Genomic DNA, 24,322 nt, shown 5'->3' with positions numbered 1-24,322 from the left:
AAAACAACTTTCTCTGAAAATGTATTTTATTAAATTGGAGCAAATTAAGCAACAGAAGATTTACCCCAAAGGAGGTTTTTGCACAGACTGCTGTTAGGCATAATTTTAGAAATCGACTGATAACCATTTTTTAACAGGATAATAAAAATGATTGCACGGATATTTGGAACTAATAATGCTATGCTTTATCCTTATATTAAATTGATAATTGACGAAAATATAGGAAAGAGATATTTCTTTATGAATCAAGATGAGTGGCAACGAATAATATTAAATTCAAGAAGTCATGGGAATAAAATATTTTGGATAGAGTTACTAAATCGAGTTCATTATGCGTCAATTGTAAATTTGTTAAGAACTAAAAAGTGGTTAGATTCAATTTCATTTAGCTATGAGAATAAAAATTTGCTTTCTTTTTGTTCTTCAATGAGAGGATTGATTGAATTTGGAGCAGATGCAAATTTCACATTTGGTGCTATTCCATTTCACCTTGCAGAGGAATTTGCTGAAATAAAATCTGTATTTGTTGGGGATAGAAAAGAGATTATAATAAATCAAGCTCTTGAGGACGCATTACTTCATTTCTCATTTGCTGGAAAACAAACTGAAAAAGACGAAAGGTCAAAAGTAAATAATGCCAAACAAATAAAACAGTATATTGAATATTCGGATAGAGGAGGAAAACTTTATGATTTCTATCAATATTTATCTGGATTTATTCATCCTTCAACAGAATCAGTGATATCGTATTTAGAAATTGAAAAACATGATATAGGTGAATATTTAAGAATCATTGAGAAAGACGAGAAAATGATAAATAAGCTGATTTATGATAACCATAGATTGTTTGAAAATATACTTTGTTTATCTATCTATCCATCACTTTTTAATTTAAAAATGTTGACAATGTTTGAGATAGAGGATTTTAGATGCCAGTCAATTATGGGACTCTATTATGAGCAGTTTGATACTTGGAATGAGATAAAAAGTAGAATTAAAAACTATGCCTAACAACGATGGCTGTTGCGCAACTTCCTAAAAGTTTAAAAAAGGTAAAAGATTATTGTTTTTTAAGAGGCAAACGCCTAATATGGGCGGGGTATAATGGCATTGAGGGGGGATTTAAGTAGCCTTATTTTATAAAAACACCACTTTTTTCGAATTTTAAGGCACTTTTTTGGACTTTTAGAGCACTTTTTTCGAGAATTAGAGTACTTCAAGAGTACTTCAAGAGCACTTTTAGGGTACTTTTAGGGTGCTTTTTTAGATTGTATCTCTTCTAAATTAACCTTTGTTTGTTTTACAATAATCGCATCATCCATTAGTTTTTGCTTTAGAGCAGCCATGTCAGTGCCGACTTTTTGCTCAACTACTTTAGCATAGATTTGCGTTGTCTTGATGCTTTTGTGTCCAAGCATTGCGCTTACCGATTCAATGGGAACTCCATTGGTAAGGGTTACTGTTGTTGCAAATGTATGGCGTGCTAGGTGGTAGGTTAGCACCTTGCTAATCCCACAAATATCCCCGAGCTCTTTCAGGTAGGCATTCATTTTTTGGTTTGTCATTACTGGTAGCAACTTGTCTTTACCCTGAACCGAATGATGCTCTTTGTACCTCTCAATTATATCCAAAGCCTTTGGAAGTAGAGGGACTGTTGATTTTACATCCGTTTTTGTGCGACGTATGTGTATCCATTTCTCGCCATCAATGCCTAATACAATATTACTTAGCGATAGTTTAGCAACCTCTGCGTAGGAGAGTCCTGTATAGCATGAGAATATAAAAATGTTTCGGACTACAGCAAGGCGTGGAATGGTAATATTTTTTTGCTCAATTGCAGCCAACTCCTCCTTTGATAAAAAGCCCCTATCAACCTCCTCAAGTCGGTTCGAGTAGTTTTTAAACGGGTCTTTATCTAGCCACTCATTCTTTAGGGCAAGCGATATTATCTTTCTGAAGTTGAGTATATACTTTAGGGTAGAGTTATGCGCACAACTTCTGACCGTTTTTAGGTAAAACTCAAAGCTCGTAACGAATTCGTATCTTACCTCATGCAGGTACAAATCCTTTACCTTATACTGATGGAGCATAAACTCTTTAACGTGCTTTAGCGTTGTTTCATATCTATGCCACGTTTCAACACTAAAATCCTTGCCGATGAGTTGCCGCATCTGCTCATTATGGTATTCAAAAACCTGAACCAACGTTTTGTCATTAGCCCCTTTGCCTTGAAAGATTTTTTTCACCTTCTCGGCGGTGATCGGCTCTTTCCTGTCAACCAGATCCCGTTGGATGTTGTAAACTTTAGCTTTTAGGCTTTCGAGGTACAGGTTAAGTTGCTTAGCCTCTTGGCTTTTCCCCTTAGCTCTCCCATCCTCCCAGTTGTCAGTATGAACCCTCCTGTTGATCGAGATGTCAGCTCTTTTCCCGCTAACTGTGACTCTCATGAAAACGGGGGCGGTTTTCTTATCGTCTATTTTATCAACCCGTTGATAAAATGAAACAGCAAAAGTGTTTTTATGATTCATAGTTTTTCAGGTAACCTATTTGAAACAAATGTAGTGAAACAGGATGAAATAAAAAAAAATAAATAGTGATTTATATATCAGAAATACAGATATATAATGTTAATTAGGATACCCTTTTAAAGCAACAAATTGAGGTATACGATAAGGGTAATAAAGTAATGAAAAAACATGAAAAAAAATGAAAGTATTACGAAACAAAAAAGCCTCAAATGTTTCATTTTGAGGCTTTTTGAAATTAATTGAATTAACATTTGTGGAGCTGGAGGGAGTCGAACCCTCGTCCAAACAAGGAACCAGACTGCGTTCTACATGCTTAGCATCTCTTGATTTTCGAGGTTAGACAGGCGAAATGCGACCGAACCAACCCTTATCCTCTAGTGTTTCGCCGGGTGTTAGAGGTGTCTGCCCTAGCTATCCCCGTTAGTTTGGTGCCCCATATACCGAAAACAACAGGGAGGAGTTTTCGGTGAGACATCTCGTTCCCTACCGCCTAGGGCAAGGAATTAAGCTAATTCGCATAGCGGATTAAGCAGCAAGAGCGTAATTTGATTCGCCGTATATAGTTTGTGTTCTGGGATTTACGAGCCAGCATCACCACGCTCGACATGCTTACAGACCCATTCTACTTGCTGTCAAAACCAGGTCAGCCCCAAGGTCTATTGTGATACAAAAGTAGTAAAAATGAAGATTGAAATACAAAATTGCGGCAAGTGATTGTCATTATTTCACTTACCCCTTTTCATTTCTAATAGTCGCTATTCATCGATTGCAAAAACTCTTCGTTGTTTTGTGTTCTTATCAAACGATCGCGGAAAAACTCCATTGCCTCAACTGAATTCATATCGGTAAGATAGTTACGGAGTACCCATATTTTACTTAGGGTTTCTTTGTCAATAAGAAGATCATCACGACGCGTACTTGAAGCTGTAATGTCAACAGCAGGGAAAATACGCTTATTGGATAACTTACGATCAAGTTGAAGTTCCATGTTGCCTGTTCCCTTGAACTCTTCAAAGATAACCTCATCCATCTTACTACCTGTATCAGTAAGGGCGGTAGCAAGGATTGTAAGTGAGCCACCATTCTCAATATTACGTGCTGCACCAAAGAAACGTTTAGGTTTGTGGAGTGCATTGGCATCAACACCACCCGATAAAACTTTACCTGATGCAGGTTGAACAGTATTGAACGCTCTTGCCAAACGAGTAATTGAGTCGAGCAAAATTACAACATCATGTCCGCATTCAACTAATCTTTTTGCCTTCTCAAGAACAATATTAGCAATTCTAACATGCCGCTCAGCTGGCTCATCGAATGTTGATGAGATAACCTCTGCGTTTACGCTACGTGCCATATCTGTAACCTCCTCAGGGCGTTCATCGATTAAAAGAACAATCATGTAAACCTCAGGGTGGTTTGCTGCTATGGAGTTAGCAATATCTTTTAATAGAATAGTTTTACCAGTCTTAGGCTGAGCAACTATTAATCCCCTTTGGCCTTTACCAATAGGCGTGAACATATCTATCACCCTTGCGGATAGAATATTTTGTCCACTTCCTAATAATGTGAATTTTTCGTTAGGGAAAAGGGGAGTTAGGAAATCGAATGGAACTCTATCGCGGATATATTCCGGATTTCGACCATTTATTTCATTTACTTTAATCAGCGGGAAATATTTTTCGCCATCTTTTGGGGGACGGATCGTTCCGGTTACAGTATCACCTGTTTTTAAGCCGAAAAGTTTAATTTGCGATTGTGAAACATAAACATCATCAGGGGAACTAAGATAGTTGTAATCCGATGAGCGGAGAAAACCGTAACCATCGGGCATAATTTCGAGAACACCTGTAGTGCTTACAATGCCATCAAAATCAAATCTATCGCCAGTTCTACGTTCAAATCCTTTGCGGAAATTTTGATCACGGAATGCAGGTTTTCTTTCCCCGTCAATTGTTGTTTCCGATTGATTCTGCTGAAAATCCTCTTTACCAACTTGTTCGTTAGGAATATTTGATTGTATTGAATCAACTTCTACAATGGGAGTGGCTGCTTCAAACCCATCGATATTTCCAACTATTGGTTCAATAACAGGTTCAATTTCAGGAATATCTGCGCCAAGATCTGCGTCCAATAGGGGAACTGATAATTGTTTTTTAATCTGTGGCTTTGGACGATTAATTTGAAATGGTCTACTTTCAATTTTTGGCGTTGATAGGTCTTCAAATAGGATCTCTTTTGGGGCTTCTTTTGGAATTTCAATGCGAGGTTTTTGGCTATCGTTAAAAAATTCTCTTGAACCTTCCTTTGGACGTGTAAAACGTTTCCTTTTTCCACGATCTAAAGCATGTTCATTTTTGGGTTGAATTTCGGTAATTGGCTGTGGTTGAGTATCTTCTTTTTTCTCTTTTAGTTTTATTTTTGATTCGCTTGCAGCATTTATTGCCTGTTGATCAAGTATACGGTAGATAAGTTCTTGCTTACGCAAATTTTCTATCTTCTTGATATTCATGTCTTTTGCTATATCCTTAAGTTCAGGAAGCAGTTTTTTGTTTAGTTCTAAAATATCGTACATAAAATGATCAAAAGTTTTAACTGGATTTTTAGTAGTTGGGAAAAAAAAGAATTTCGATTAAAGTTTGAAAATATGAAATGGGATTAAAAAGAAATATAAGCGGTATTTTTTGCAATGATAAGGATTTCCTTTCTAAAACAAAAAAAAAACTATAACTGTTTATCATTTTCTAATAAGTTTTTTAAAAAAAAGTTGATAAAAACATGATTTTTATCAATTAATAATTAATTTCATCCATTGTTTTTCAAATCTTATTACCTGATCATGAGACAACTTAAAATTATTAAACAGGTTACCAATCGGGAAACAGTCTCACTTGATAAATACTTACACGAGATTGGAAAAGTTGACTTACTTTCATCGGAGGAGGAGGTAAACTTTGCTCGTAAATTGAAAGAGGGTGATGAAGAAGCGTTGAATAAACTTGTAAAAGCCAATTTACGATTTGTGGTATCTGTTGCAAAGCAATATCAAAATCAGGGTCTTAGTTTGCCTGACTTGATTAATGAAGGGAATCTTGGATTAATTAAGGCAGCTCAGCGTTTCGACGAAACACGTGGTTTTAAGTTTATTTCCTATGCAGTATGGTGGATTCGACAGTCTATTCTTCAAGCTTTAGCTGAACAATCACGAATTGTTAAGTTACCCCTGAATAAAATAGGCTCTATAAATAAGGTTAATAAAGCTTTTGCCGAACTTGAGCAGAAATATGAGAGGGAGCCATCTGTTGATGAATTAGTGGAAGTTCTAGAACTTGCTACTGATGATGTAAAGGAAGCTTTAAGAAGTTCAAATCGACATCTTTCAATGGATGCGCCTTTGACTCAGGATGAGGATAGCAATATGTATGATGTACTCCTATCGCATGACTCTCCTGCTCCTGATAGAGGGTTGCTTAATGATAGTTTAAGAAAAGAGATTGAAAGAGCTTTGGCTACCTTAACTCCTAGAGAAGGAAACATAATCCGATTATATTTTGGATTGAATGGAAAACACCCGCATACTTTAGAGGAGATTGGAGAGGAGTTTGATCTCACGCGTGAACGAGTTCGGCAGATTAAGGAGAAGGCTATTAAGAGATTGAAACAGACCACCAGAAGTAAAATTTTGAAGAGTTATCTTGGATAACCTTAAAGTTTAAATATTAAAAAGTTGACAAATTAGCTTGCAACTAAAGATTTTTCTACTTTTGTGCAAAAATTAATCAATGAATCATCTAGTTGCTCCATCTCTACTTTCTGCCGATTTTGGCAATCTGAATAGGGATATTGAAATGATAAATGCCAGCCAGGCCGATTGGTTTCATCTTGATATCATGGATGGAGTATTTGTTCCAAACATTTCTTTTGGTTTTCCGGTAGTTACGCAGGTTAAAAAGTTGGCGAAAAAGCCTTTGGATGTACATTTAATGATTATTGAACCTGATAGGTATCTCGAAAAATTTAAAGAAGCTGGTGCCGATATTCTTACTGTTCATTATGAGGCATGTACCCATTTACATAGAACTTTGTCCCAAATTCGAAATTTAGGTATGAAGGCCGGTGTTTCTGTAAATCCCCATACTCCTGTTGAACTCCTGAGCGAAATATTAGGTGAGGCAGATTTAGTTTTAATAATGTCGGTTAATCCTGGGTTTGGTGGTCAAAAGTTTATTGCTAATAGTTATAGAAAGATTGAGCGATTAAGAGAGATGATTGATTCTCAAAATCTAAATACTCTTATTGAAGTTGATGGTGGAGTTGATGCAAATAATGCATCTCAACTTTACAAAGCAGGAGCTAATGTTTTGGTGGCTGGTAATGCAGTTTTCAAAGCAGAAAATCCTATTTCGATGATAACATTATTAAAATAGGATTGATAGTTCATTTTTCTAATTAACTAGTTTTATGTATTTGTAATTATCTATAAATATAATAGTTATTGTTTTCATTTTGTTATTTTATTGATTTTATTTTTTTGTTTGGATAAATGATTTAATATTGCATTCAATAATAGGCACTATGATTTCGCACAATTCAAATTTTTTTGCCAGCTATTTTTACTTCTACTTTTACGAAAGCAAGGGCTTGGCAATTGTGTAAAATTTAGAAATGAAATAAAAAGCACAAAATAAACCAAGCCCTGCAGATGCGGGGCTTTTTTATTTTTAAGCAGATTCTAAATATCAAACATAATACTAAAGGATAAAATACTAAACAAACGAACATTAGACAGTAGATGAACAATATAGGCAGAACATATTACTTTTTCTATTACTTTTTTTACCTCCAAAACTCTGGGGACTGAAAACATTGTGTAGAAAAAGTAGATTAAAAATACGCAAAGAGGTCTCCGAAAGAGGATCTCTTTTTTTGTTTCATAATATCAAATTTTAAAATGAAAAAAATTGTAGCAATTCAAGGCGTTAAAGGAGCTTTTCATCAAGAGGCTGCGATTGAATATTTTGGTTCAGGGATAGAAATTCTTGAGTGTATGACCTTCCGAGGACTTGTGGATTCAGTGGAGACCCGTAAAGCCAATTTTGGGATTATGGCGATTGAGAATTCTTTAGTGGGGAGCATTCTTCCTAATTATGCTCTTATAAGAGATTCATCATTAAGAATAACGGGAGAAATATACCTCAGAATTGTTCAGAATCTTATTGCCTCATTCGGCGAGACGATTGATTCAATAAACGAGGTTCGCTCACATCCTATGGCATTGGCGCAGTGTACAATTTTTTTTAAAAATTACCCATCGATTAAACTCGTAGAGGGCGTAGACACCGCCTTAAGTGCTAAGCAAATTGCAGAGTTTAACCTGAAAGGGGTTGCGACAGTAGCAAGTAAAAACGCTGCATTAGAGTATGGGCTTGAGATTATTGAACCATCAATTGAATCGAACAAGGAGAATTATACTAGATTTTTGATCCTTGAGAAAAAATCTTCTACTCAGGCTTCTGATACATCAAATAAAGCAAGCATAACATTTACAGCAAAACATCAACCCGGTAGTCTGCTTAATATTTTACAGCCTTTTGCGGATTATGGAATAAATCTGACTATGCTCCAATCCCTTCCAATAGTTGGAAAAAGATGGGAGTATATATTCCATGCGGATTTAGTTTTTACGGCTCTTCCCCAATTTTATCAAGCATTTAAGATAGCAAGGAAACATACATCAACATTAGATATTCTGGGTATTTATAGGAGTCAGGATTTGCCTGACGATTACAATAATCAGGATATTCCTAGTCACAAAACCTTAATTGTAAATTAAAAAACTAGAAATATGGAAATGCAAACTGCAAGGAGAATAGAAGATGTTCAGGAATACTATTTCTCAAAAAAAAGAATAGAACTTGAATCTCTTTCAAATCAGGGTGTTAAGATTATAAATCTAGGAATTGGAAGCCCAGATCTTGCTCCTCCAACCGAAATGCTTGAAGCGTTAGCAAAAGAGAGTTATAAAGATGGCAATCACGGCTATCAGGGGTATAGAGGTGCTGATGAACTCCGAAAAGCAATCTCTGAATGGTACACCAATTACTATAGCGTTAAACTTGATTATAATACTGAGGTTCTCCCGTTAATGGGTTCAAAAGAGGGAATCATGCATCTGAGTATGGCATTTTTGAATGAAAGGGATAAGGTTCTGGTGCCTAACCCTGGATATCCAGTATACCGAATTGCTTCTCAGATGGCTGGTGCAGAGGTATTGGATTACTTGTTAAAGGAAGAAAATGGGTATTTTCCTGATTTTGAAGAAATCGAGAAGCAAAACCTTAAAGGTGTTAAGTTGATGTGGGTAAACTATCCTAATATGCCAACTGGCACAAAGCCTAACATCTCGCTTTTCGAACGTCTTGTTGAATTTGGGCAAAAGCATGGAATTTTAATCTGTCATGATAATCCGTATAGTTTTATTCTAAACCATAAGCCTTTATCAATACTTCAGGTAAATGGTGGTCTTGATGTCGCCATTGAACTGAATTCCTTGAGCAAATCGCACAACATGGCTGGGTGGAGAGTTGGTATGATGGTAGGCAAGGCCGATTTGCTTTCAAAAGTATTAAGATTCAAAACAAATATGGATTCAGGAATGCCACTTCCAGTTCAACTTGCAGCTGCTGTTGCATTGGGATGTGGAAAGGAATGGTATGAGAATCTTAATGCTGAATACAAGATTCGACAGGGAATTACAAAACAGATTGCAGGTGAACTGGATTGCACCTTCAATCCAGTTCAAAGTGGGCTATTCCTATGGGCGAAGATTCCTCCATATATAGTTGAATCCGAAGCCTTCTCTGGAGAAATTCTAAGACAAACGGGAGTATTCATTACCCCTGGAACTGTATTTGGTAGCAATGGCGAAGGTTTTATTAGGATTTCGCTTTGTTCTGATATTAATACACTTCAAGAAGCACTATTAAGGGTAAGACGATTTAACATTTTTAGGTAAAGTCATGAAAAATATTTCGATAGTTGGAACAGGATTGATTGGTTGCTCAATTGCTTTGGGGGTTAAAGGGATGTTTAAATGCATTGCAGGGTTTGATATAAGTCAGGAAAATATTGATTATGCAATTAAGGCTGGAATAATCGACGACTCATGGACAATTGAAAGAATTGCCTGTGAGTCTGATGTTATAATAGTTGCCGTTCCTGTTGATGCTGCCATTTCAATTGTTTCTGATCTTTTAAGTAGAATTAAGGTCGATGCAGTTATAATAGATGTGGGATCTACAAAATCATCGATATGCAGAGCCGTTCAAAATCATCAAAATAGAGGAAGCTTTGTAGCTGCTCACCCAATGGCAGGCTCCGAAATTGGTGGGCCACAGGGCTCTGATGGAAATCTCTTTAAAGATAAAAAATCAATTATTTGTCAGGCGGAATTATCTTCCAAACTAGCTATTAAACATGCTGAGGAGATATTCAGAATACTGGGAATGGTGGTTGAATATATGGATGAAGATAAGCATGATAGACTTGTTGCATTGGTTTCGCATCTTCCACAAATTGTATCGTACGGAGTAGCCAGTACAGTGGATTGTTCTTTAGATGCAAATTACCAATGGCTGGATATTGCTGCGAGTGGGTTTGATTCATCCACACGTTTAGCAAAAAGTCCATTAGAAGTTTGGATTCCAATTCTTATTCAGAATAAAGTGTATATCAGCCAAAACCTGCAACTTTTTATTCATCAGATTGAAATCATGAAGGAGTTAATTGAATCTGAGAACATCGAAGCATTGAATCAATTTATTCGTCAATCACAAGAAATAAGAGAAAAGTTCGATAATAGTTTAAAAAGCAAAAAAAATGGAAACAAAACCATTAACTGGTCTAGTGCCACCGAGATTGTGGTTGCCAGAGTTGAATAGCCCATTATTGATTGCCGGTCCTTGCAGTGCTGAATCGCCTGAGCAATTGCTTAAGGTGGCAAATGAGCTAAAACAAGGCGGGAGGGTTCACTACCTCAGAGCTGGTATTTGGAAACCTAGAACAACTCCTGGCTCTTTTCAAGGTGTTGGGGTGGATGGGCTTGGATGGCTTCGAGATGTGAAACAGGAAACAAGTTTACCATTCTCAACTGAAGTTGGTTCCGAAAAGCACGTGTATGAAGCATTGAAATTCGGAGTTGATATGGTTTGGATTGGTGCTCGAACCGTATCAAATCCATTTGTAATGCAGGAGATTGCCGAAGCACTTCGAGGTGTAAATATTCCTGTACTTGTCAAAAACCCGCTAAGTCCCGATATTGATCTGTGGGAAGGGGCAATTAAAAGGTTGTATAATGTTGGAATTCGTAAGATTGGTGCAATCCACAGAGGGTTTTCTTGGTGGGGTAAGTCAATCTTCAGAAATCAACCTTTCTGGAAAATTCCTTTAGATCTTAAGGCAAAATATCCCGATTTACCTATTATTTGTGATCCAAGCCATATTTCTGGCAACCGAAACTTAGTTCCATTTGTTGCAAAACGTGGGGTTGATATGGGTTTTGATGGTTTGATTATTGAGGTTCACCCTGAACCTACAAAAGCTTTGAGTGATGCTTCTCAACAGCTTACTCCATCAGAATTTAAAGATCTGCTTAACTTTATTGATATTATTGGAAATCCTGAACTATCCTATCCTGATGAGCTACTAAACGAACTACGTGCGGAAGTTGATATCATGGATGACCTTTTGCTATGGGCTTTGTCCAACAGGATGGAACTTTCCGAAAGGATTGCATCGGTTAAAACGAACAGAAAGATGACTGTACTACAATCAAAAAGATGGGGTCAAGTTCTTGAACGGGTAACAAATACAGGTGAAAAATCGGGTTTAAGAGCAGGGTTTATTAAAAAACTCTATAATACAATACATAAGGAGTCTATTTCAGTTCAAAATGAATTGATTGAGAAAAGTTGAATCGAGTATATTAAATTTAAGCCTAACTTTATATGCTCAAAAAAAACATTAAATGGAATTAGTTGAGGTAAAAGGGAGTGAATCCTTTTCTCAGATATTGATTGGCGAAAGCATTGATAATCTTAAAAATTACACATCAAATAGTAAACTATTTATTATTACTGATGGAAATGTAAAAAGATTATATCGCAACCGCTTTCCTATTGCACCTATATTTTCCATAGAACCCGGAGAGACTTCTAAAAACTTTCAAATTGCCTTAAATATTTATCGGTGGTTGCTTGAAAACAATGCAGATAGAAGTTCATTTATTGTAGGTATAGGTGGTGGGGTTGTTTGCGATATGGCAGGATTCGTTTCATCAACTTTTATGCGTGGTGTGAATTTTGGATTTGTTGCAACTACTTTATTGGCTCAGGTTGATGCTAGCGTTGGGGGTAAGAATGGGATTGATCTCGATGGGTATAAAAATATCATAGGAACATTTAATCAACCTAAATTTGTAATATGCGATATCTCAATGCTTAAAACCCTTCCTACTATTGAATTTGCAAATGGAATGGCAGAGGTGGTCAAGCATGCATTGATATCTGATAAATCTATGTTTGATGATATTGAAAAGAACAGAACTGAGATTTTGGCATTAAACAAGGGGTTGATAGAATATTTGGTTACCCGTTCTGTGAAAATAAAAGCTGGCATTGTTGAGACTGATGAACGAGAACATGGTTTGCGTAGGGTGCTAAATTTAGGCCATACATGGGGTCATGCAGTGGAGAAATTAACGGGTATTCCTCATGGTCAGGCGGTAAGTATTGGTTTAGTTTTTGCGGCTAATCTGTCTGTTGAAAAGGGTCAACTTAGTTTAGACGAACGAGATAGATTGGAGAACATCCTATCAAATTTTGGGTTAGCCACTAAAACCGATGCAAACCTAAAACATGTTTTTGAGGTTTTGCTAAAAGATAAAAAGAGAGAGAACGAATTCATTCATTTTGTTTTAATGAAAGGAATTGGGAGTGTTGAGGTTGAAAGAATTAATCTTAAAGAACTCGAAAAGTTTATACAAAAATGATACGCTCAGATATCTGTGTGGTTATAGCAAATAGCTCCTTTGAGGGTATAATTAAGGTACTAGACGAGGTTGGTATGGCTGAAATCCGTATTGATTTGCTCGATCTAATGCCCAACCAACTTGAAATGGTATTTTCGAGCCATCAAAACCTTATTGCTACATGTCGCCAAGGTAGGTATGATAATGTGCAAAGGGCATCAATTCTAACTAGAGCAATAGAAGCAGGAGCCGCATGGGTCGATTTGGAGATTGAGACATCTCCGGAATGGCGTAAACCATTAATAGAATTGGCAAGGAGTAAACGATGTAAGGTTATTATTTCGTGGCACTGTTTTGGCAAAACACCCGATGAAAGGGAATTATTTAGCATAATTGATAGTCTATATGCAGCAGGAGCAGATGTTGCCAAAATAGCATGTTTATCGAATAGTAGAACAGATAGTGCTCGAATATTGGGTCTTTATTCAAAATATCAAAGATTAGTAGCACTTGGGATGGGTGAAGCGGGCATAATTACTCGAATTGCTGCATTATCATTGGGTGCACCATTTACATTTGCCTCTTCCGAAGGGAATACTACTGCTCCCGGGCAGATTGATTTTAAGGAGATGGAAAAAATAGTAAAACTAATAGAGCGGTTAGGTTAAAGTTATGAGCAAACTTTTCGCAGTGTTTGGAAATCCAGTATTACATAGCAAAAGTCCACAGCTTTTCAACTCTATATTTGAAAAATCTCATATTGATGCATACTATACTCGTATTCGAGTTCAGAAATGCGAAGATGTTGCACGAACAATTCGTTCGTTAAATATTATTGGAGCAAACATTACCACACCATTTAAGGAGTGTATTATTCCAATGCTTGATTCGCTTTCGCCCGAGGCCGAGCAAATAGGAGCAGTTAATACTATCCTGAACGATAATGGCTATTTAAAAGGATTCAACACTGACTATCTAGGTGTGGTTAAATCTATTGAAGAGGCTGGAATTGATATCTTTGGAAAACGTTGTTTAGTATTAGGAGCTGGCGGTGCTTCACGAGCTGCTGTTTTCGGTTTGATGAACTCTGGGGCTGAAGTTTTTATCGAAAACAGAACACAAAGTAAAGCGCTGGAGATTGCAAATCATCTGGGTTGTAATGTTGCTCAGTTCAATGATATTATTGATGGTGTTGATATTGTTGTTTCAACGTTGCTCCCTCATGTTGCTTTGCCAGATTTTAATTGGAATTCAGGAATAAAACTTTTTTTGGATGCTAACTATAGAAAATCAAATCTCTCTATAGAGGCTCAAAATGCAGGAATAAATATTATAAGAGGAGATAGGTGGTTGATTCATCAAGCAATTGCCTCATTTTCAATATTTACAGGATTTGAACCTTTGGTTGAGTTGCTTAGCAATTCAATATTACAAACACTTGATTTTAATCATTTAAGTGTAAAATCAATAGACCTTAATGATTTGATTGACTTTAATGATGTTCGGTTTGACTTACTTGTTTCTATCGATGGTCTAAACCCTGATGAAGTAAAAAGCATAATGGATGAAGAAAAGTATAAAGCCAGCAACGGTTAACGGAACAATCACAGCACCTCCTTCGAAAAGTTTAGCACAACGTGCTATTGCTCTTGCATCAATGTCCATAGGGCAATCTGAGATTATATCAGTTGGTAATAGTGATGATGTAATTGCTGCAACAGAAGTTTGTAAGGCTTTAGGTGCAAAAATTGATGTTAAAGCCGATAGTTTACTGATTTCTGGAGGTCTTTCTTTACCAATAATTCCTTTGAATCTTGGAGAATCTGGACTTAGTGTAAGAATGTTCTCTGCTATTGCTGCAACGCTTGATGGCGAAGTAGTACTTACCGGGCGTGGTTCTTTGCGGGATCGTCCGATGAATATTGTTGAAAATTCATTAAACCCACTTTGTGAGTACTGTCGAACAAACAATGGGAAGTTACCCATTACAGTAAAAGGCCCTTTAAAAGGAGGTAAGGTTACGATAGATGGTTCGATTAGTTCTCAGGTTTTAACTGGAATTTTAATGGCCTCACCCTATGCAAAAAAGGATGTCGTAATAAATGTTGAAAATTTGCAAAGTCGCCCATACATCGATATCACCATTGGGATGATGAAATATTTTGGAGTTGATGTTGAAAACAAGGACTACAAAGAATTTAAAATTAAATCGGGACAACTATATCAACCTAGGAGTTATAGGGTAGAAGGTGATTGGAGTGGAGCTTCTTTCTTACTTGTTGCTGCTGCTATTGCAGGAAAAGTAAGAGTGGAGAATTTGCAGATTAGTTCATCCCAGGCGGATAAAGCAATTATCAATGCCTTGATTTATGCTGGTGCCAAGATATCGATGAACGATAATCACATGGAGGTGAGCAAACACCAATTAAATGGATTTCATTTTGATGCAACCCATTGCCCAGATCTATTTCCTCCGCTTGTTGCACTTGCAAGCCATTGTATTGGAGAATCTAGAATATTAGGCGTAAGCCGTTTGCGAGTAAAAGAGAGCGATAGAGCTGCAACACTTTTGGAAGAATTTAGTAAAATGGGAATTGAACTTAAGGTTGAAGGGGAGTTAATGATTATTAAGGGGGGAAAACCGCAATCAGCAAAGGTTTGCTCTCATCGAGATCATCGAATTACTATGGCAACGGCAACAGCAGCTTTGGCTGGTGAAGGAATTATTGAAATTGATGGTATTGAGAGTGTTAATAAGAGTTATCCCGATTTTTTTGTAGATTTAGAACATCTTACAAGGTGATAAAACAATTTGTTTATAAATAAACGAACAACCATTTCGCTATGAACACATTTGGTCGCATATTCAGAATAAGCATTTTCGGAGAATCGCATGGGCAAATGATTGGGGTTGTGATTGATGGTTGTCCCCATGGAATCCCCTTAAAAATTGAAGACTTTCAGGCTGATTTAGATCGACGTAAATCCGGAGCTTTCGGAACAACTCCTCGTAAGGAGGATGATACACCTGAAATTGTTTCTGGATGGTTTAACGGTTTTACAACTGGTGCACCATTAACTATTATTTTTAGGAATAACAATACCCAATCATCAGATTATGCTAATTTAAAGGAGCACCCAAGACCTGGACATGCCGATTTTGTTGCACGTCAAAAGTTTGGTGGATTTAACGATTATAGGGGCGGTGGGCATTTTTCAGGACGATTAACATTAGTTTTAGTTGCAGCTGGTGTTGTAGCAAAAAAAATAATACCAAGTATATCTATCAATGCATTGCTTATTGAGGCAGGGGGTAGTACCGATATTATTAATGCAGTAAAAGAAGCAAAGGATAAAGGAGATTCAATTGGTGGAATTGTAGAGTGTAGGGCTGGGTATATATCTGTAGGCTATGGCGAGCCTTTTTTCGATTCTGTAGAATCTGTAATTAGCCATTTAGCATTTTCAATCCCTGCAATTAAAGGTATTGAATTTGGCTCTGGATTTTCATCCGCTAAAATGCTTGGCTCACAGCACAATGATCCAATTATCGACGAAACGGGTAAAACATCAACTTATAATGCAGGTGGGATAACTGGTGGATTAACTAATGGAAATGAGTTGTTATTTAGGGTAGCAGTAAAACCAACCTCAAGCATATCCCAAACACAGCAAACCTATAACTTTGCAAACGGAAAAATTGATGAACTAAAAGTCGAAGGAAGACACGATACCTGCATAGCACTTCGGGTTCCAGTAATACTCGAGGCTATTACTGCAATTGCACTAGCTGATTTCACATTAGTTTCAAAGAAAAAATAGCATACAAAAATAATTTACGCAACCTATATTCCTGCCTTAGCATCTAATCTATAGTTGTTGAGATTTTCTCAATTCTACCTTTTATATTGTTTTCAAAATACAATATTATTAACTGTAAATAGATAATATGCAATCTTTGAAACCATTAATAATAATACTCTTTCTGATTATCTCAGTTCAGTGTTATTCTCAGAAGTTTTCTGTTGGAATTCTAAATGGTGTAAATAGATCAAATATTAATGGAAACCAAGAATCTGGAAGATGGATGAACAAACCAGGGCCAGTATCTGGAATTTTCTTTAACTATTCACCCTTTCAGATGTGGTCAATACAAACCGAGATTAGCAAAATGACCATCTATTACGAAGAAAAAACCTATTATTATCCAATTTATTGGTTAGATAAGAGTTTGAGTGCTAATTCAATTATGCCTTATTATTATATGAATCATAATTGGAATTACTCCTTTTATAGGATTCCGTTTCAGTTAAAATTTAGCACACCAACCCGCATAAAATTTAACCTATCCGCAGGTATCTATTTTTCTTATCGATATGATTATAGTGAATCACTTAACAACACCCCTCCAAAACATGATTTTGGATACATTTATTCCGCTGGGTTTTCATACCCAATAACAAATAGTCTTAAAGTTTTTGTCGATGGTCGGTATACAATTGGACGCAAGGTGTTTATCGATCAGATAAATGGTAGAAATGGTACTGCCGAAATGATTTTTGGAATTGGCTATTATGCCTTCGGGAAGAGAAAAAATCATTCAAAAGATTTTTTTCCTTCCGATTCATCAAATCGTCAAGTGTTATTCCTAACCTATAAAGGAGGGTTTAGCGAGTCAAGTAATAACGGGCACCAAAGTAGAAATGGCTATAGTTCAAATGGAGGTTTTATTGGTGGTGTATCGTTTGATTATTACTTGAATAAAAATTTTGCAATTAGTTCAGGGCTAACTTTTGAACAAAAGGGTTATAGATTTAAAGATTCTTCTGCAACACGTTTTATCTACAATCCAGTTAATTATCCAGCATCTATCTATAACAATTGCAAGGTTGATATAAACTATATAGTTATCCCTTTATTATTAAAGTTAAAATTTGGAGGCAAACTTAAATATTACATAAATGGCGGCTTGTATTCAGGTTTAAGACTAAATGCTAGGGTAACTGGGAAGTCTAAATTAGAATTACGTGGGGAATCTTATACGTTAAACGAGTATACTGTTTATGACGATATTGATGGAAATATAAAAGATAACGATTGGGGCTGGGTACTTGGTGGAGGTATATTAATTCCATTTTATAATAAATACTCATTGGAAATAGGGTGTAATTATAATTCAGGATGGAAGAATATATTAGATGTCCAACCATCTATACTTAATTCTGGAGCAGATAAAACATTAAAGAATAAATCTTTAAATTTTACAGTTGGATTCCAAATCCCAATCCTATAAAATACTTGAAAAATGACCTTAATAAAAAGCAATTCTAGTATATTTAGTTACCTGATAGTCTTATTAATAGCACTATTCTTGGTTTCGTGCGAAAAGTACCCAGATCCATCAGTAAAAAATTTGATTTCCTATTATTTCTCCAAAAACGGGTTCGATCAAAGAGCATTGGCAGGAAATTTCCTAAAGGATAGTATTACAACAAAGGTAATGGGTAATGACAATACAACTGATTCAGATTTTGAAGTTCATTATAAGGTTATTAAAGGCGGAGGAAGTATTGAGAACGAATTTTTTCTAATAAAACAAAATGAGAAGGCCAGCACAAAATGGAAGTTAGGTAACACTTCAAACCAGCAGATTCTAAAAGCATCAATATATGAAAAGGGGGGAAAGTTTTTAAGTTCTTTTAACTATTACGGTACTAGTTTTAGGAGTAATATGTGCGATACTGTTGCAACTTACCCCGAGGTTTCAATTTTTCATATGGTGGCAGATACCACCAACAAAGTAACATTTCTAAATACCTATAATCAACTTTTCAAACAAGATACAAACTATTTTGATTGGATTCCTGTTCAATCAAACCTTTGGACTTCTGTTTTTTCAATTGAAATGAGTAAGGATAACATAATATATTTGACTACTTGGGGTGGCGATTTATTTAAAAGCCTTGACCATGGTGATAGTTGGGTGGGATGTAATAAACCATTCCCCTCTTACTCAAACTATTTTTATATTCAAGTTACTTCCGATGGAACAGTTTGGGCTAATACCTGGAACTATCCCCTTCGATTTTCAAAAGATGGTGGGGTAACTTGGACTATTACAAGTTTACCAGTAGATCAACAACCTAATCATATTTGTCGATTATCTGATGGTACAATACTCGCTTTAACATTTGACACCAAACTCTGGAGATCCGAAGATGGTGGACTAACTTGGACAAACTTGAATACACCTGGGTATCCTTTATATCTTTATGTCACTGATTCCGATGAGGTAATTATTGAAACTCAGGAGGATGGTATATCAATTAATAAATCCATTGATCGTGGAGATCATTTTAATCGCGTATATTATTCAAACCGTAGTTTTAGTGGTACTATTTGGCATAGTATTCATAAGAAAGGAGATACCTATTATATTATGATTCAAGGCAAAAAAATTATTACCACTAAAGATTTTCTACATTTTAGCGATTTATGGAATAACGACCTTATTTTCGATCTCTTTATGGATCATCGTGGAACTTTAGTTTCCTCCGAATTGAATAGAGGAAAAGCTTATTACTATGTTCCAACTCCAAACTAACAACTAATATTATTCTTTCCCCTCAAGGTAGTTCTTCAGATAAGAGTATTTTTCGGTTAGTTTTCCGTCTTTAAGGATGGTCGCTCTCTCTATTACCCCTTCGCAATCGCCGCAAAGGAAATGTGGAAAAATCTTTTCAATTAAAGTTTTACCAAAATCTTCGCTAGCATCTCTGGGAAGTTCTCCTGGAAGATTATCTATAGACATTACAGTAATATTTTTTCCTCCAGAAAATGCAGATTCTTCTTTCCCTGTTATTGGATTAAAGTCGAAGAATGGATTGGCAATGGTTGAAGCCCTAAGTGTAGAAGGAATTGGACCTGGAATATCGCAGCTGATATCAGCAATAATGCTTATTTTAAAATCAGGCAATAACATTTCTTCTTTTGTGAAAAACATTGGCGAACGGAAATCCCAGTAATGACAAGCAACTAGGATGTCCGTAACCTTAGTAAAGGGTAGGAATGAAGATTCATGCTCCATTGGGGATTTTGACCAATAATCCCAGTCGAATGGTTTCCCATCTTTCCTTTTTGCATAGTGCCAAGGATCTATTCTGCAAATTACGGGTTCATTGAACTCCTTTGTAAGAAAATCTTCAGGATTTACCTCTTTTAGGTGAACGACCTTAAAGATTTCCATTGCCCCGTTTGCAACACGGCCACCACCGGTAACTAGAATCTTTTTAGGATCAAGTTTAACCTTACGGAGTTCACTAATCAATTCCTTGTAATCGTGGCATTGATGGGCAGCAGGGAGGTAGTAGCGATTAGTTCGAATTCCTCGTGCCCTTAAGGCATTGTAGGCACCTACAACACCCGCCCAATGACCAAAAGCAACTAGCCTTATTCCACTACGATCTGTTAGATATTCATGATCCAAAAGCGTAATTCCCTTTTGAGCTATTGCTTGAATTAGTGGTTGATTGTGAGGTTGTTTTTTTGCAACATGAGCAAAGAACAGGTAACTTTTATTTGGTACTAAGTATGGTATTTTAACTTCTTTTACTCCTAATAGTAAATCGCAATCGCTTAGATCGTCCTTTAAGGTTATTCCAACGGATGAGTACTCGGAATCTTTGTAACATCTTATATCACTGGGTTGAACATAAACCTCAACATTAGGAAAAAGCCTTTTTAGTTCAAGAGCTTGTGCGGGAGGTAAAGCCACTCGTTTATCGGGTGGAGTTTTAGTTTCTTTAAGAACACCTATTTTAAACTTAGTATCCATAGCTATAATTTGATAAAAACTGATAATTTTTAACCATTGCGAAAATAATCATTCCAATTTATTATTTCTTGAGTTTTCTAATTAAATAATTGGTTTATGATTAATGTAAGTTCAATGTTTATGGTTTTTATTAGGAAAAGTTGAGATTTAATTATTTTGATAAACGTTAAAGTTGCAGATAATCAGATTTCAAGCGATTTCACAATAATCCTAATATATAGAATCATTTCAAATTGTTTAACAACATGCAACTTTATCTCTTTTTCTATTAACTTTGCTAGGTTTTTTTTAGTATTCAATTCAAAATCAATAAAATTCAAATTTACAATGACAAAAAATAAAAAATTCATTTCTTGTGATGGGAACTACGCTGCTGCCCACATCGCTTATATGTTTAGCGAAGTTGCTGCAATTTATCCTATCACCCCTTCATCCACCATGGCAGAATACGTTGACGAATGGTCTGCTTTTGGTAGGAAAAACATTTTTGGAGAAACAGTAAAGGTTGCCGAAATGCAATCTGAAGCTGGTGCTGCTGGTGCTGTTCATGGTTCATTGCAAGCGGGCGCCTTAACCACAACTTATACTGCATCACAGGGTCTTTTGCTGATGATTCCTAACATGTACAAGATTTCTGGTGAGTTATTACCAGGTGTTTTCCATGTATCTGCACGTAGTATTGCAGCTCAGGCTCTATCAATCTTTGGCGACCATAGCGACGTAATGAGCACCCGTTCATGCGGTTTTGCTCTTCTTGCTACAGGAAGCGTTCAAGAGGTTATGGATCTTGCTGGTGTTGCTCACTTAACATCAATTAAAACAAGAGTTCCTTTCCTTCATTTCTTCGATGGTTTCAGAACCTCACACGAGATTCAAAAAATCGAGGTTTTAGGAAATGATGATCTTTCACCATTAGTAGATCGTAAGGCTCTTCAGGAATTCCGTGACAGAGCTTTAAATCCTGAGCATCCTGTTACAAGAGGTACTGCACAAAATCCTGACATCTATTTTCAATCACGTGAAGCTGCTAATAAGTTCTACGATGTAGTTCCTGATGTTGTTGAAGATTACATGAAGGAAATTACCAAGTTAACAGGACGTGAGTATCATCCTTTCAACTATTATGGTGCTGCTGATGCTGAGAATATTATTATTGCAATGGGTTCAATCACTGATACTATTTCAGAGGTTGTTGATTACCTAAATGCAAAAGGCGAAAAGGTTGGTTTGATTTCAGTTCACCTATATCGTCCTTTCTCTGCGAAATATTTACTAAAGGTTCTTCCAAAATCAGTTAAGCGGATTTGTGTACTTGATCGTACCAAAGAGCCAGGTGCTAATGGTGATCCATTATATTTAGACATTAAAGAAGTTTTCTATACTCAGGCAAATCAACCTCTAATTGTAGGTGGTCGTTATGGTTTGAGTTCAAAGGATACAACTCCTGCCCAGATGATAGCTGTTTACGAAAATCTTAAGCTAAAGGAGCCTAAGAATCAGTTTACAGTTGGTATAAACGATGATGTTACTTTCAAATCAATTCCAGTTGGTGCTGAAATTAACTTATCTTCTAAAGGTACATTCCAAGCTAAATTCTATGGTTTAGGTTCTGATGGTACTGTAGGTGCTAACAAGAATTCCATCAAGATTATTGGAGATAATACCGATAAGTATTGTCAGGCATACTTCGCATATGATTCAAAGAAATCGGGTGGTATTACAGTTTCTCACCTTCGTTTTGGTGATAAACCAATCCGTTCACCCTATTTGGTAAATACTCCTGACTTTGTTGCATGCCACGTTCCTTCATACTTAGGAAGATATGATGTATTGAAAGGTCTAAGCGAAGGTGGTACATTCCTATTGAACAGTATTTGGGATGTTGAAGAGACAAAATCAAAATTACCAAACTCAATTAAAAAATATTTAGCTGAGAAAAAAATCAATTTCTACATCATGAATGCTACTCAAATAGCAGAAGAGATTGGTTTAGGTAACAGAACAAATACGATTATGCAGAGTGCATTCTTCAAAATCTCTGGCGTTATCCCTTACGAGATGGCGGTTAAGGATATGAAGAAAGCAATTGAGAAATCTTTTGGTCGTAAGGGTGATGAAATTGTTCAGATGAACAATGCTGCTGTTGATAGAGGTGGTGTTGTTACCAAGGTTGAAGTACCTGCTGAGTGGGCAAAGTTAACTCCAGAGAAACCAATCGAAATCCAAGGTGCACCCAAGTTTATAAATGATGTGGTTGTTCCTGTAAATAATATGATGGGTGATGATTTACCAGTTAGCGCATTCCTTGACCGCGAAGATGGTACTTTCCCAAGCGGAACAACCGAGTACGAAAAACGAGGAATTGCTGTTAATGTACCTGAATGGATTCCTACCAATTGTATTCAGTGTAACCAGTGTGCTTACGTTTGTCCTCACGCTGCTATTCGTCCATTCCTATTAACAGATGCTGAATTGGCAAAAGCTCCTAAAGGAACTGAAACTGTTAAAGGTAACGGTGGAATTAAAGAGTATAACTTCCGCATACAAGTAAGTGCCCTAGATTGTACTGGTTGCGGTAACTGTGCTGATGTATGTCCATCAAAAACTAAGGCTCTTGTAATGAAACCACTTGAGAGCCAGATGGCAGAAGCTGAGCGTTTTGTATATATGCATAAGAATGTTGGTTATAAAGATATTCTAGGAAAAGAAAAATCAGTTAAAAATAGCCAATTCGTTCAACCATTATTCGAGTTTAGCGGAGCTTGCGCTGGTTGCGGTGAAACACCTTACATCAAGGCAATTACTCAGCTATTTGGCGATAGAATGATTGTAGCAAACGCAACAGGTTGTTCATCAATCTATGGTGGTTCTGCTCCATCTACTCCATATTGTAAGAATAGTGAAGGTCAAGGTCCTGCTTGGGCTAACTCACTCTTTGAGGACAATGCTGAATACGGTTTTGGTATTGCAACGGGTGTTGATAAATTACGTCAACGTATTGCAGAAAGAATCGCTGTTGCTCTTAATGGTAACTATAGCGATACTGCAAAAGCGGCAATGAAGGAATGGGTGGATACAAAAGAAATTGCTGCTACATCAAAAGTTGCTTCTGAAAAACTGATTGCTGAACTTGAAAAAATTAATGATGATTTTGCAAAAGAACTTCTAGCCCTTAAGCAGTATTTCATCAAAAAATCGGTTTGGATCTTCGGTGGTGACGGTTGGGCATATGATATCGGATTTGGTGGCTTAGACCATGTTCTTGCTACAGGACAAGATGTTAACGTTCTTGTTATGGATACCGAGGTTTATTCAAATACTGGCGGGCAGGCTTCAAAGTCAACTCCAATTGCTGCAGTTGCTAAATTTGCCGCTTCTGGAAAACGTATCCGTAAGAAAGATCTTGGTATGATGGCTATTAGCTACGGTTATGTTTATGTTGCTCAAGTTTCGATGGGTGCAGATCATAACCAATATTTCAAGGCTATTAAAGAAGCTGAGGCTTTTCCAGGTCCTTCAATTATTATTGCTTATTCACCATGTATTAACCACGGTTTACGTAATGGTATGGGCGCAACCCAGAACGAAGCTAAACTTGCTGTTAAATCAGGTTACTGGCATCTATTCCGCTACAACCCTCTACTCGAACAAGAAGGAAAGAATCCTTTCCAACTTGATTCTAAAGAGCCTGAATGGAATACTTTCCAAGATTTCTTAAAGGGTGAAGTACGTTATACTTCTCTTCAACTTTCATTCCCAGAAGCAGCTACTGAGTTATTTAAGGCAGCTGAGGATAATGCTAAGTGGAGATATAAGTCATACGTAAGAATGTCATCAATGGATTTTTCAAAATAATTGAAATTAGAAGTAATGAAAAAAGGGTGTCAAAAGACACCCTTTTTTTTATTAAATTAGCAAATAATTTATCGATAAAAT

At 36.5% G+C, this 24,322-nt stretch carries 18 protein-coding genes and 1 other RNA gene; 15 read left to right on the top strand and 4 right to left on the bottom strand.

Annotated features, from left to right (window positions below):
• Positions 1 to 147: 147 nt before the first annotated feature.
• On the top strand, positions 148 to 1,011 hold the full coding sequence (locus tag HOO91_19300; protein ID NOU19709.1) for a hypothetical protein: 864 nt from the start codon (positions 148 to 150) through the stop codon (positions 1,009 to 1,011).
• A gap of 239 nt (positions 1,012 to 1,250) precedes the next feature.
• Here HOO91_19300 and HOO91_19295 read toward each other — a convergent pair whose 3' ends face one another.
• The 3 genes from HOO91_19295 to rho form a co-directional block, all read right to left on the bottom strand.
• The gene (locus HOO91_19295; protein ID NOU19708.1) at positions 1,251 to 2,528 is read right to left on the bottom strand and encodes a site-specific integrase; all 1,278 of its coding nucleotides are present in this window, start codon (positions 2,526 to 2,528) and stop codon (positions 1,251 to 1,253) included.
• Between the two features lie 251 nt (positions 2,529 to 2,779).
• Positions 2,780 to 3,179: a transfer-messenger RNA gene (gene ssrA / locus HOO91_19290) on the bottom strand.
• Between the two features lie 94 nt (positions 3,180 to 3,273).
• Entirely contained in the window at positions 3,274 to 5,100 is a 1,827-nt protein-coding gene (gene rho / locus HOO91_19285) for a transcription termination factor Rho (GenBank protein NOU19707.1), read from the bottom strand.
• Positions 5,101 to 5,364: 264 nt separating this feature from the next.
• On the opposite strand from rho, the gene HOO91_19280 reads away from it, so the two are divergent.
• The 13 genes from HOO91_19280 (at position 5,365) to HOO91_19220 (ending at position 19,156) form a co-directional block, all read left to right on the top strand.
• Positions 5,365 to 6,228 (top strand): RNA polymerase sigma factor RpoD/SigA, encoded by an 864-nt coding sequence (locus HOO91_19280; protein ID NOU19706.1) that lies wholly within the window; start codon positions 5,365 to 5,367, stop codon positions 6,226 to 6,228.
• Between the two features lie 79 nt (positions 6,229 to 6,307).
• Positions 6,308 to 6,952, top strand: a complete 645-nt coding sequence (locus tag HOO91_19275) for a ribulose-phosphate 3-epimerase (GenBank protein ID NOU19705.1) — start codon at positions 6,308 to 6,310, stop codon at positions 6,950 to 6,952.
• 524 nt (positions 6,953 to 7,476) lie between these two features.
• On the top strand, positions 7,477 to 8,358 hold the full coding sequence (locus HOO91_19270; GenBank protein ID NOU19704.1) for a hypothetical protein: 882 nt from the start codon (positions 7,477 to 7,479) through the stop codon (positions 8,356 to 8,358).
• A gap of 12 nt (positions 8,359 to 8,370) precedes the next feature.
• Positions 8,371 to 9,540 (top strand): aminotransferase class I/II-fold pyridoxal phosphate-dependent enzyme, encoded by a 1,170-nt coding sequence (locus tag HOO91_19265; protein NOU19703.1) that lies wholly within the window; start codon positions 8,371 to 8,373, stop codon positions 9,538 to 9,540.
• Positions 9,541 to 9,544: 4 nt separating this feature from the next.
• Positions 9,545 to 10,465, top strand: coding sequence for a prephenate dehydrogenase/arogenate dehydrogenase family protein (locus HOO91_19260; protein ID NOU19702.1), 921 nt, complete (start codon positions 9,545 to 9,547; stop codon positions 10,463 to 10,465).
• Positions 10,404 to 11,498, top strand: a complete 1,095-nt coding sequence (locus HOO91_19255) for a bifunctional 3-deoxy-7-phosphoheptulonate synthase/chorismate mutase type II (protein ID NOU19701.1) — start codon at positions 10,404 to 10,406, stop codon at positions 11,496 to 11,498. Before HOO91_19260 ends, HOO91_19255 begins: the two co-directional genes overlap by 62 nt.
• A gap of 52 nt (positions 11,499 to 11,550) precedes the next feature.
• Positions 11,551 to 12,573 (top strand): 3-dehydroquinate synthase, encoded by a 1,023-nt coding sequence (aroB, locus tag HOO91_19250; GenBank protein ID NOU19700.1) that lies wholly within the window; start codon positions 11,551 to 11,553, stop codon positions 12,571 to 12,573.
• The gene (locus HOO91_19245) at positions 12,570 to 13,220 is read left to right on the top strand and encodes a type I 3-dehydroquinate dehydratase (protein NOU19699.1); all 651 of its coding nucleotides are present in this window, start codon (positions 12,570 to 12,572) and stop codon (positions 13,218 to 13,220) included. Before aroB ends, HOO91_19245 begins: the two co-directional genes overlap by 4 nt.
• A 4-nt stretch (positions 13,221 to 13,224) precedes the next feature.
• Complete coding sequence (locus HOO91_19240; protein ID NOU19698.1) at positions 13,225 to 14,148, top strand: shikimate dehydrogenase; 924 nt, start codon at positions 13,225 to 13,227, stop codon at positions 14,146 to 14,148.
• On the top strand, positions 14,117 to 15,355 hold the full coding sequence (gene aroA / locus HOO91_19235; protein ID NOU19697.1) for a 3-phosphoshikimate 1-carboxyvinyltransferase: 1,239 nt from the start codon (positions 14,117 to 14,119) through the stop codon (positions 15,353 to 15,355). The genes HOO91_19240 and aroA overlap by 32 nt, the downstream gene beginning before the upstream one ends.
• Before the next feature lie 41 nt (positions 15,356 to 15,396).
• Complete coding sequence (locus HOO91_19230; GenBank protein ID NOU19696.1) at positions 15,397 to 16,374, top strand: chorismate synthase; 978 nt, start codon at positions 15,397 to 15,399, stop codon at positions 16,372 to 16,374.
• Positions 16,375 to 16,510: 136 nt separating this feature from the next.
• Positions 16,511 to 17,845, top strand: coding sequence for a PorT family protein (locus HOO91_19225; protein ID NOU19695.1), 1,335 nt, complete (start codon positions 16,511 to 16,513; stop codon positions 17,843 to 17,845).
• A 12-nt stretch (positions 17,846 to 17,857) separates the two neighbouring features.
• The gene (locus HOO91_19220) at positions 17,858 to 19,156 is read left to right on the top strand and encodes a hypothetical protein (GenBank protein ID NOU19694.1); all 1,299 of its coding nucleotides are present in this window, start codon (positions 17,858 to 17,860) and stop codon (positions 19,154 to 19,156) included.
• A 9-nt stretch (positions 19,157 to 19,165) separates the two neighbouring features.
• On the opposite strand, the gene HOO91_19215 is transcribed toward HOO91_19220, so the two are convergent.
• Positions 19,166 to 20,386, bottom strand: coding sequence for an alanine dehydrogenase (locus HOO91_19215; GenBank protein ID NOU19693.1), 1,221 nt, complete (start codon positions 20,384 to 20,386; stop codon positions 19,166 to 19,168).
• Between the two features lie 327 nt (positions 20,387 to 20,713).
• On the opposite strand from HOO91_19215, the gene nifJ reads away from it, so the two are divergent.
• Positions 20,714 to 24,241, top strand: a complete 3,528-nt coding sequence (nifJ, locus tag HOO91_19210) for a pyruvate:ferredoxin (flavodoxin) oxidoreductase (GenBank protein NOU19692.1) — start codon at positions 20,714 to 20,716, stop codon at positions 24,239 to 24,241.
• Positions 24,242 to 24,322 lie beyond the last annotated feature (81 nt).

It is taken from the genome of Bacteroidales bacterium (assembly GCA_013141385.1).
GTDB lineage: Bacteria > Bacteroidota > Bacteroidia > Bacteroidales > Tenuifilaceae > UBA8529.
Note: the sequence above shows the minus strand (reverse complement) of the source record. Positions and strands in the feature narration are given on the sequence as shown.

Excerpts from the sequence above, each read along its gene's own strand:
- HOO91_19260 (NOU19702.1), top strand. The coding sequence starts at position 9,545 with ATGAAAAATATTTCGATAGTTGGAACAGGATTGATTGGTTGCTCAATT.
- HOO91_19255 (NOU19701.1), top strand. The coding sequence starts at position 10,404 with ATGGAAACAAAACCATTAACTGGTCTAGTGCCACCGAGATTGTGGTTG.
- HOO91_19280 (NOU19706.1), top strand. The coding sequence starts at position 5,365 with ATGAGACAACTTAAAATTATTAAACAGGTTACCAATCGGGAAACAGTC.
- rho (NOU19707.1), bottom strand. The coding sequence starts at position 5,100 with ATGTACGATATTTTAGAACTAAACAAAAAACTGCTTCCTGAACTTAAG.
- HOO91_19245 (NOU19699.1), top strand. The coding sequence starts at position 12,570 with ATGATACGCTCAGATATCTGTGTGGTTATAGCAAATAGCTCCTTTGAG.
- HOO91_19240 (NOU19698.1), top strand. The coding sequence starts at position 13,225 with ATGAGCAAACTTTTCGCAGTGTTTGGAAATCCAGTATTACATAGCAAA.
- HOO91_19265 (NOU19703.1), top strand. The coding sequence starts at position 8,371 with ATGGAAATGCAAACTGCAAGGAGAATAGAAGATGTTCAGGAATACTAT.
- HOO91_19300 (NOU19709.1), top strand. The coding sequence starts at position 148 with ATGATTGCACGGATATTTGGAACTAATAATGCTATGCTTTATCCTTAT.
- HOO91_19220 (NOU19694.1), top strand. The coding sequence starts at position 17,858 with ATGACCTTAATAAAAAGCAATTCTAGTATATTTAGTTACCTGATAGTC.
- HOO91_19215 (NOU19693.1), bottom strand. The coding sequence starts at position 20,386 with ATGGATACTAAGTTTAAAATAGGTGTTCTTAAAGAAACTAAAACTCCA.
- aroA (NOU19697.1), top strand. The coding sequence starts at position 14,117 with ATGAAGAAAAGTATAAAGCCAGCAACGGTTAACGGAACAATCACAGCA.
- HOO91_19270 (NOU19704.1), top strand. The coding sequence starts at position 7,477 with ATGAAAAAAATTGTAGCAATTCAAGGCGTTAAAGGAGCTTTTCATCAA.
- HOO91_19275 (NOU19705.1), top strand. The coding sequence starts at position 6,308 with ATGAATCATCTAGTTGCTCCATCTCTACTTTCTGCCGATTTTGGCAAT.
- nifJ (NOU19692.1), top strand. The coding sequence starts at position 20,714 with ATGACAAAAAATAAAAAATTCATTTCTTGTGATGGGAACTACGCTGCT.
- HOO91_19295 (NOU19708.1), bottom strand. The coding sequence starts at position 2,528 with ATGAATCATAAAAACACTTTTGCTGTTTCATTTTATCAACGGGTTGAT.
- aroB (NOU19700.1), top strand. The coding sequence starts at position 11,551 with ATGGAATTAGTTGAGGTAAAAGGGAGTGAATCCTTTTCTCAGATATTG.
- HOO91_19230 (NOU19696.1), top strand. The coding sequence starts at position 15,397 with ATGAACACATTTGGTCGCATATTCAGAATAAGCATTTTCGGAGAATCG.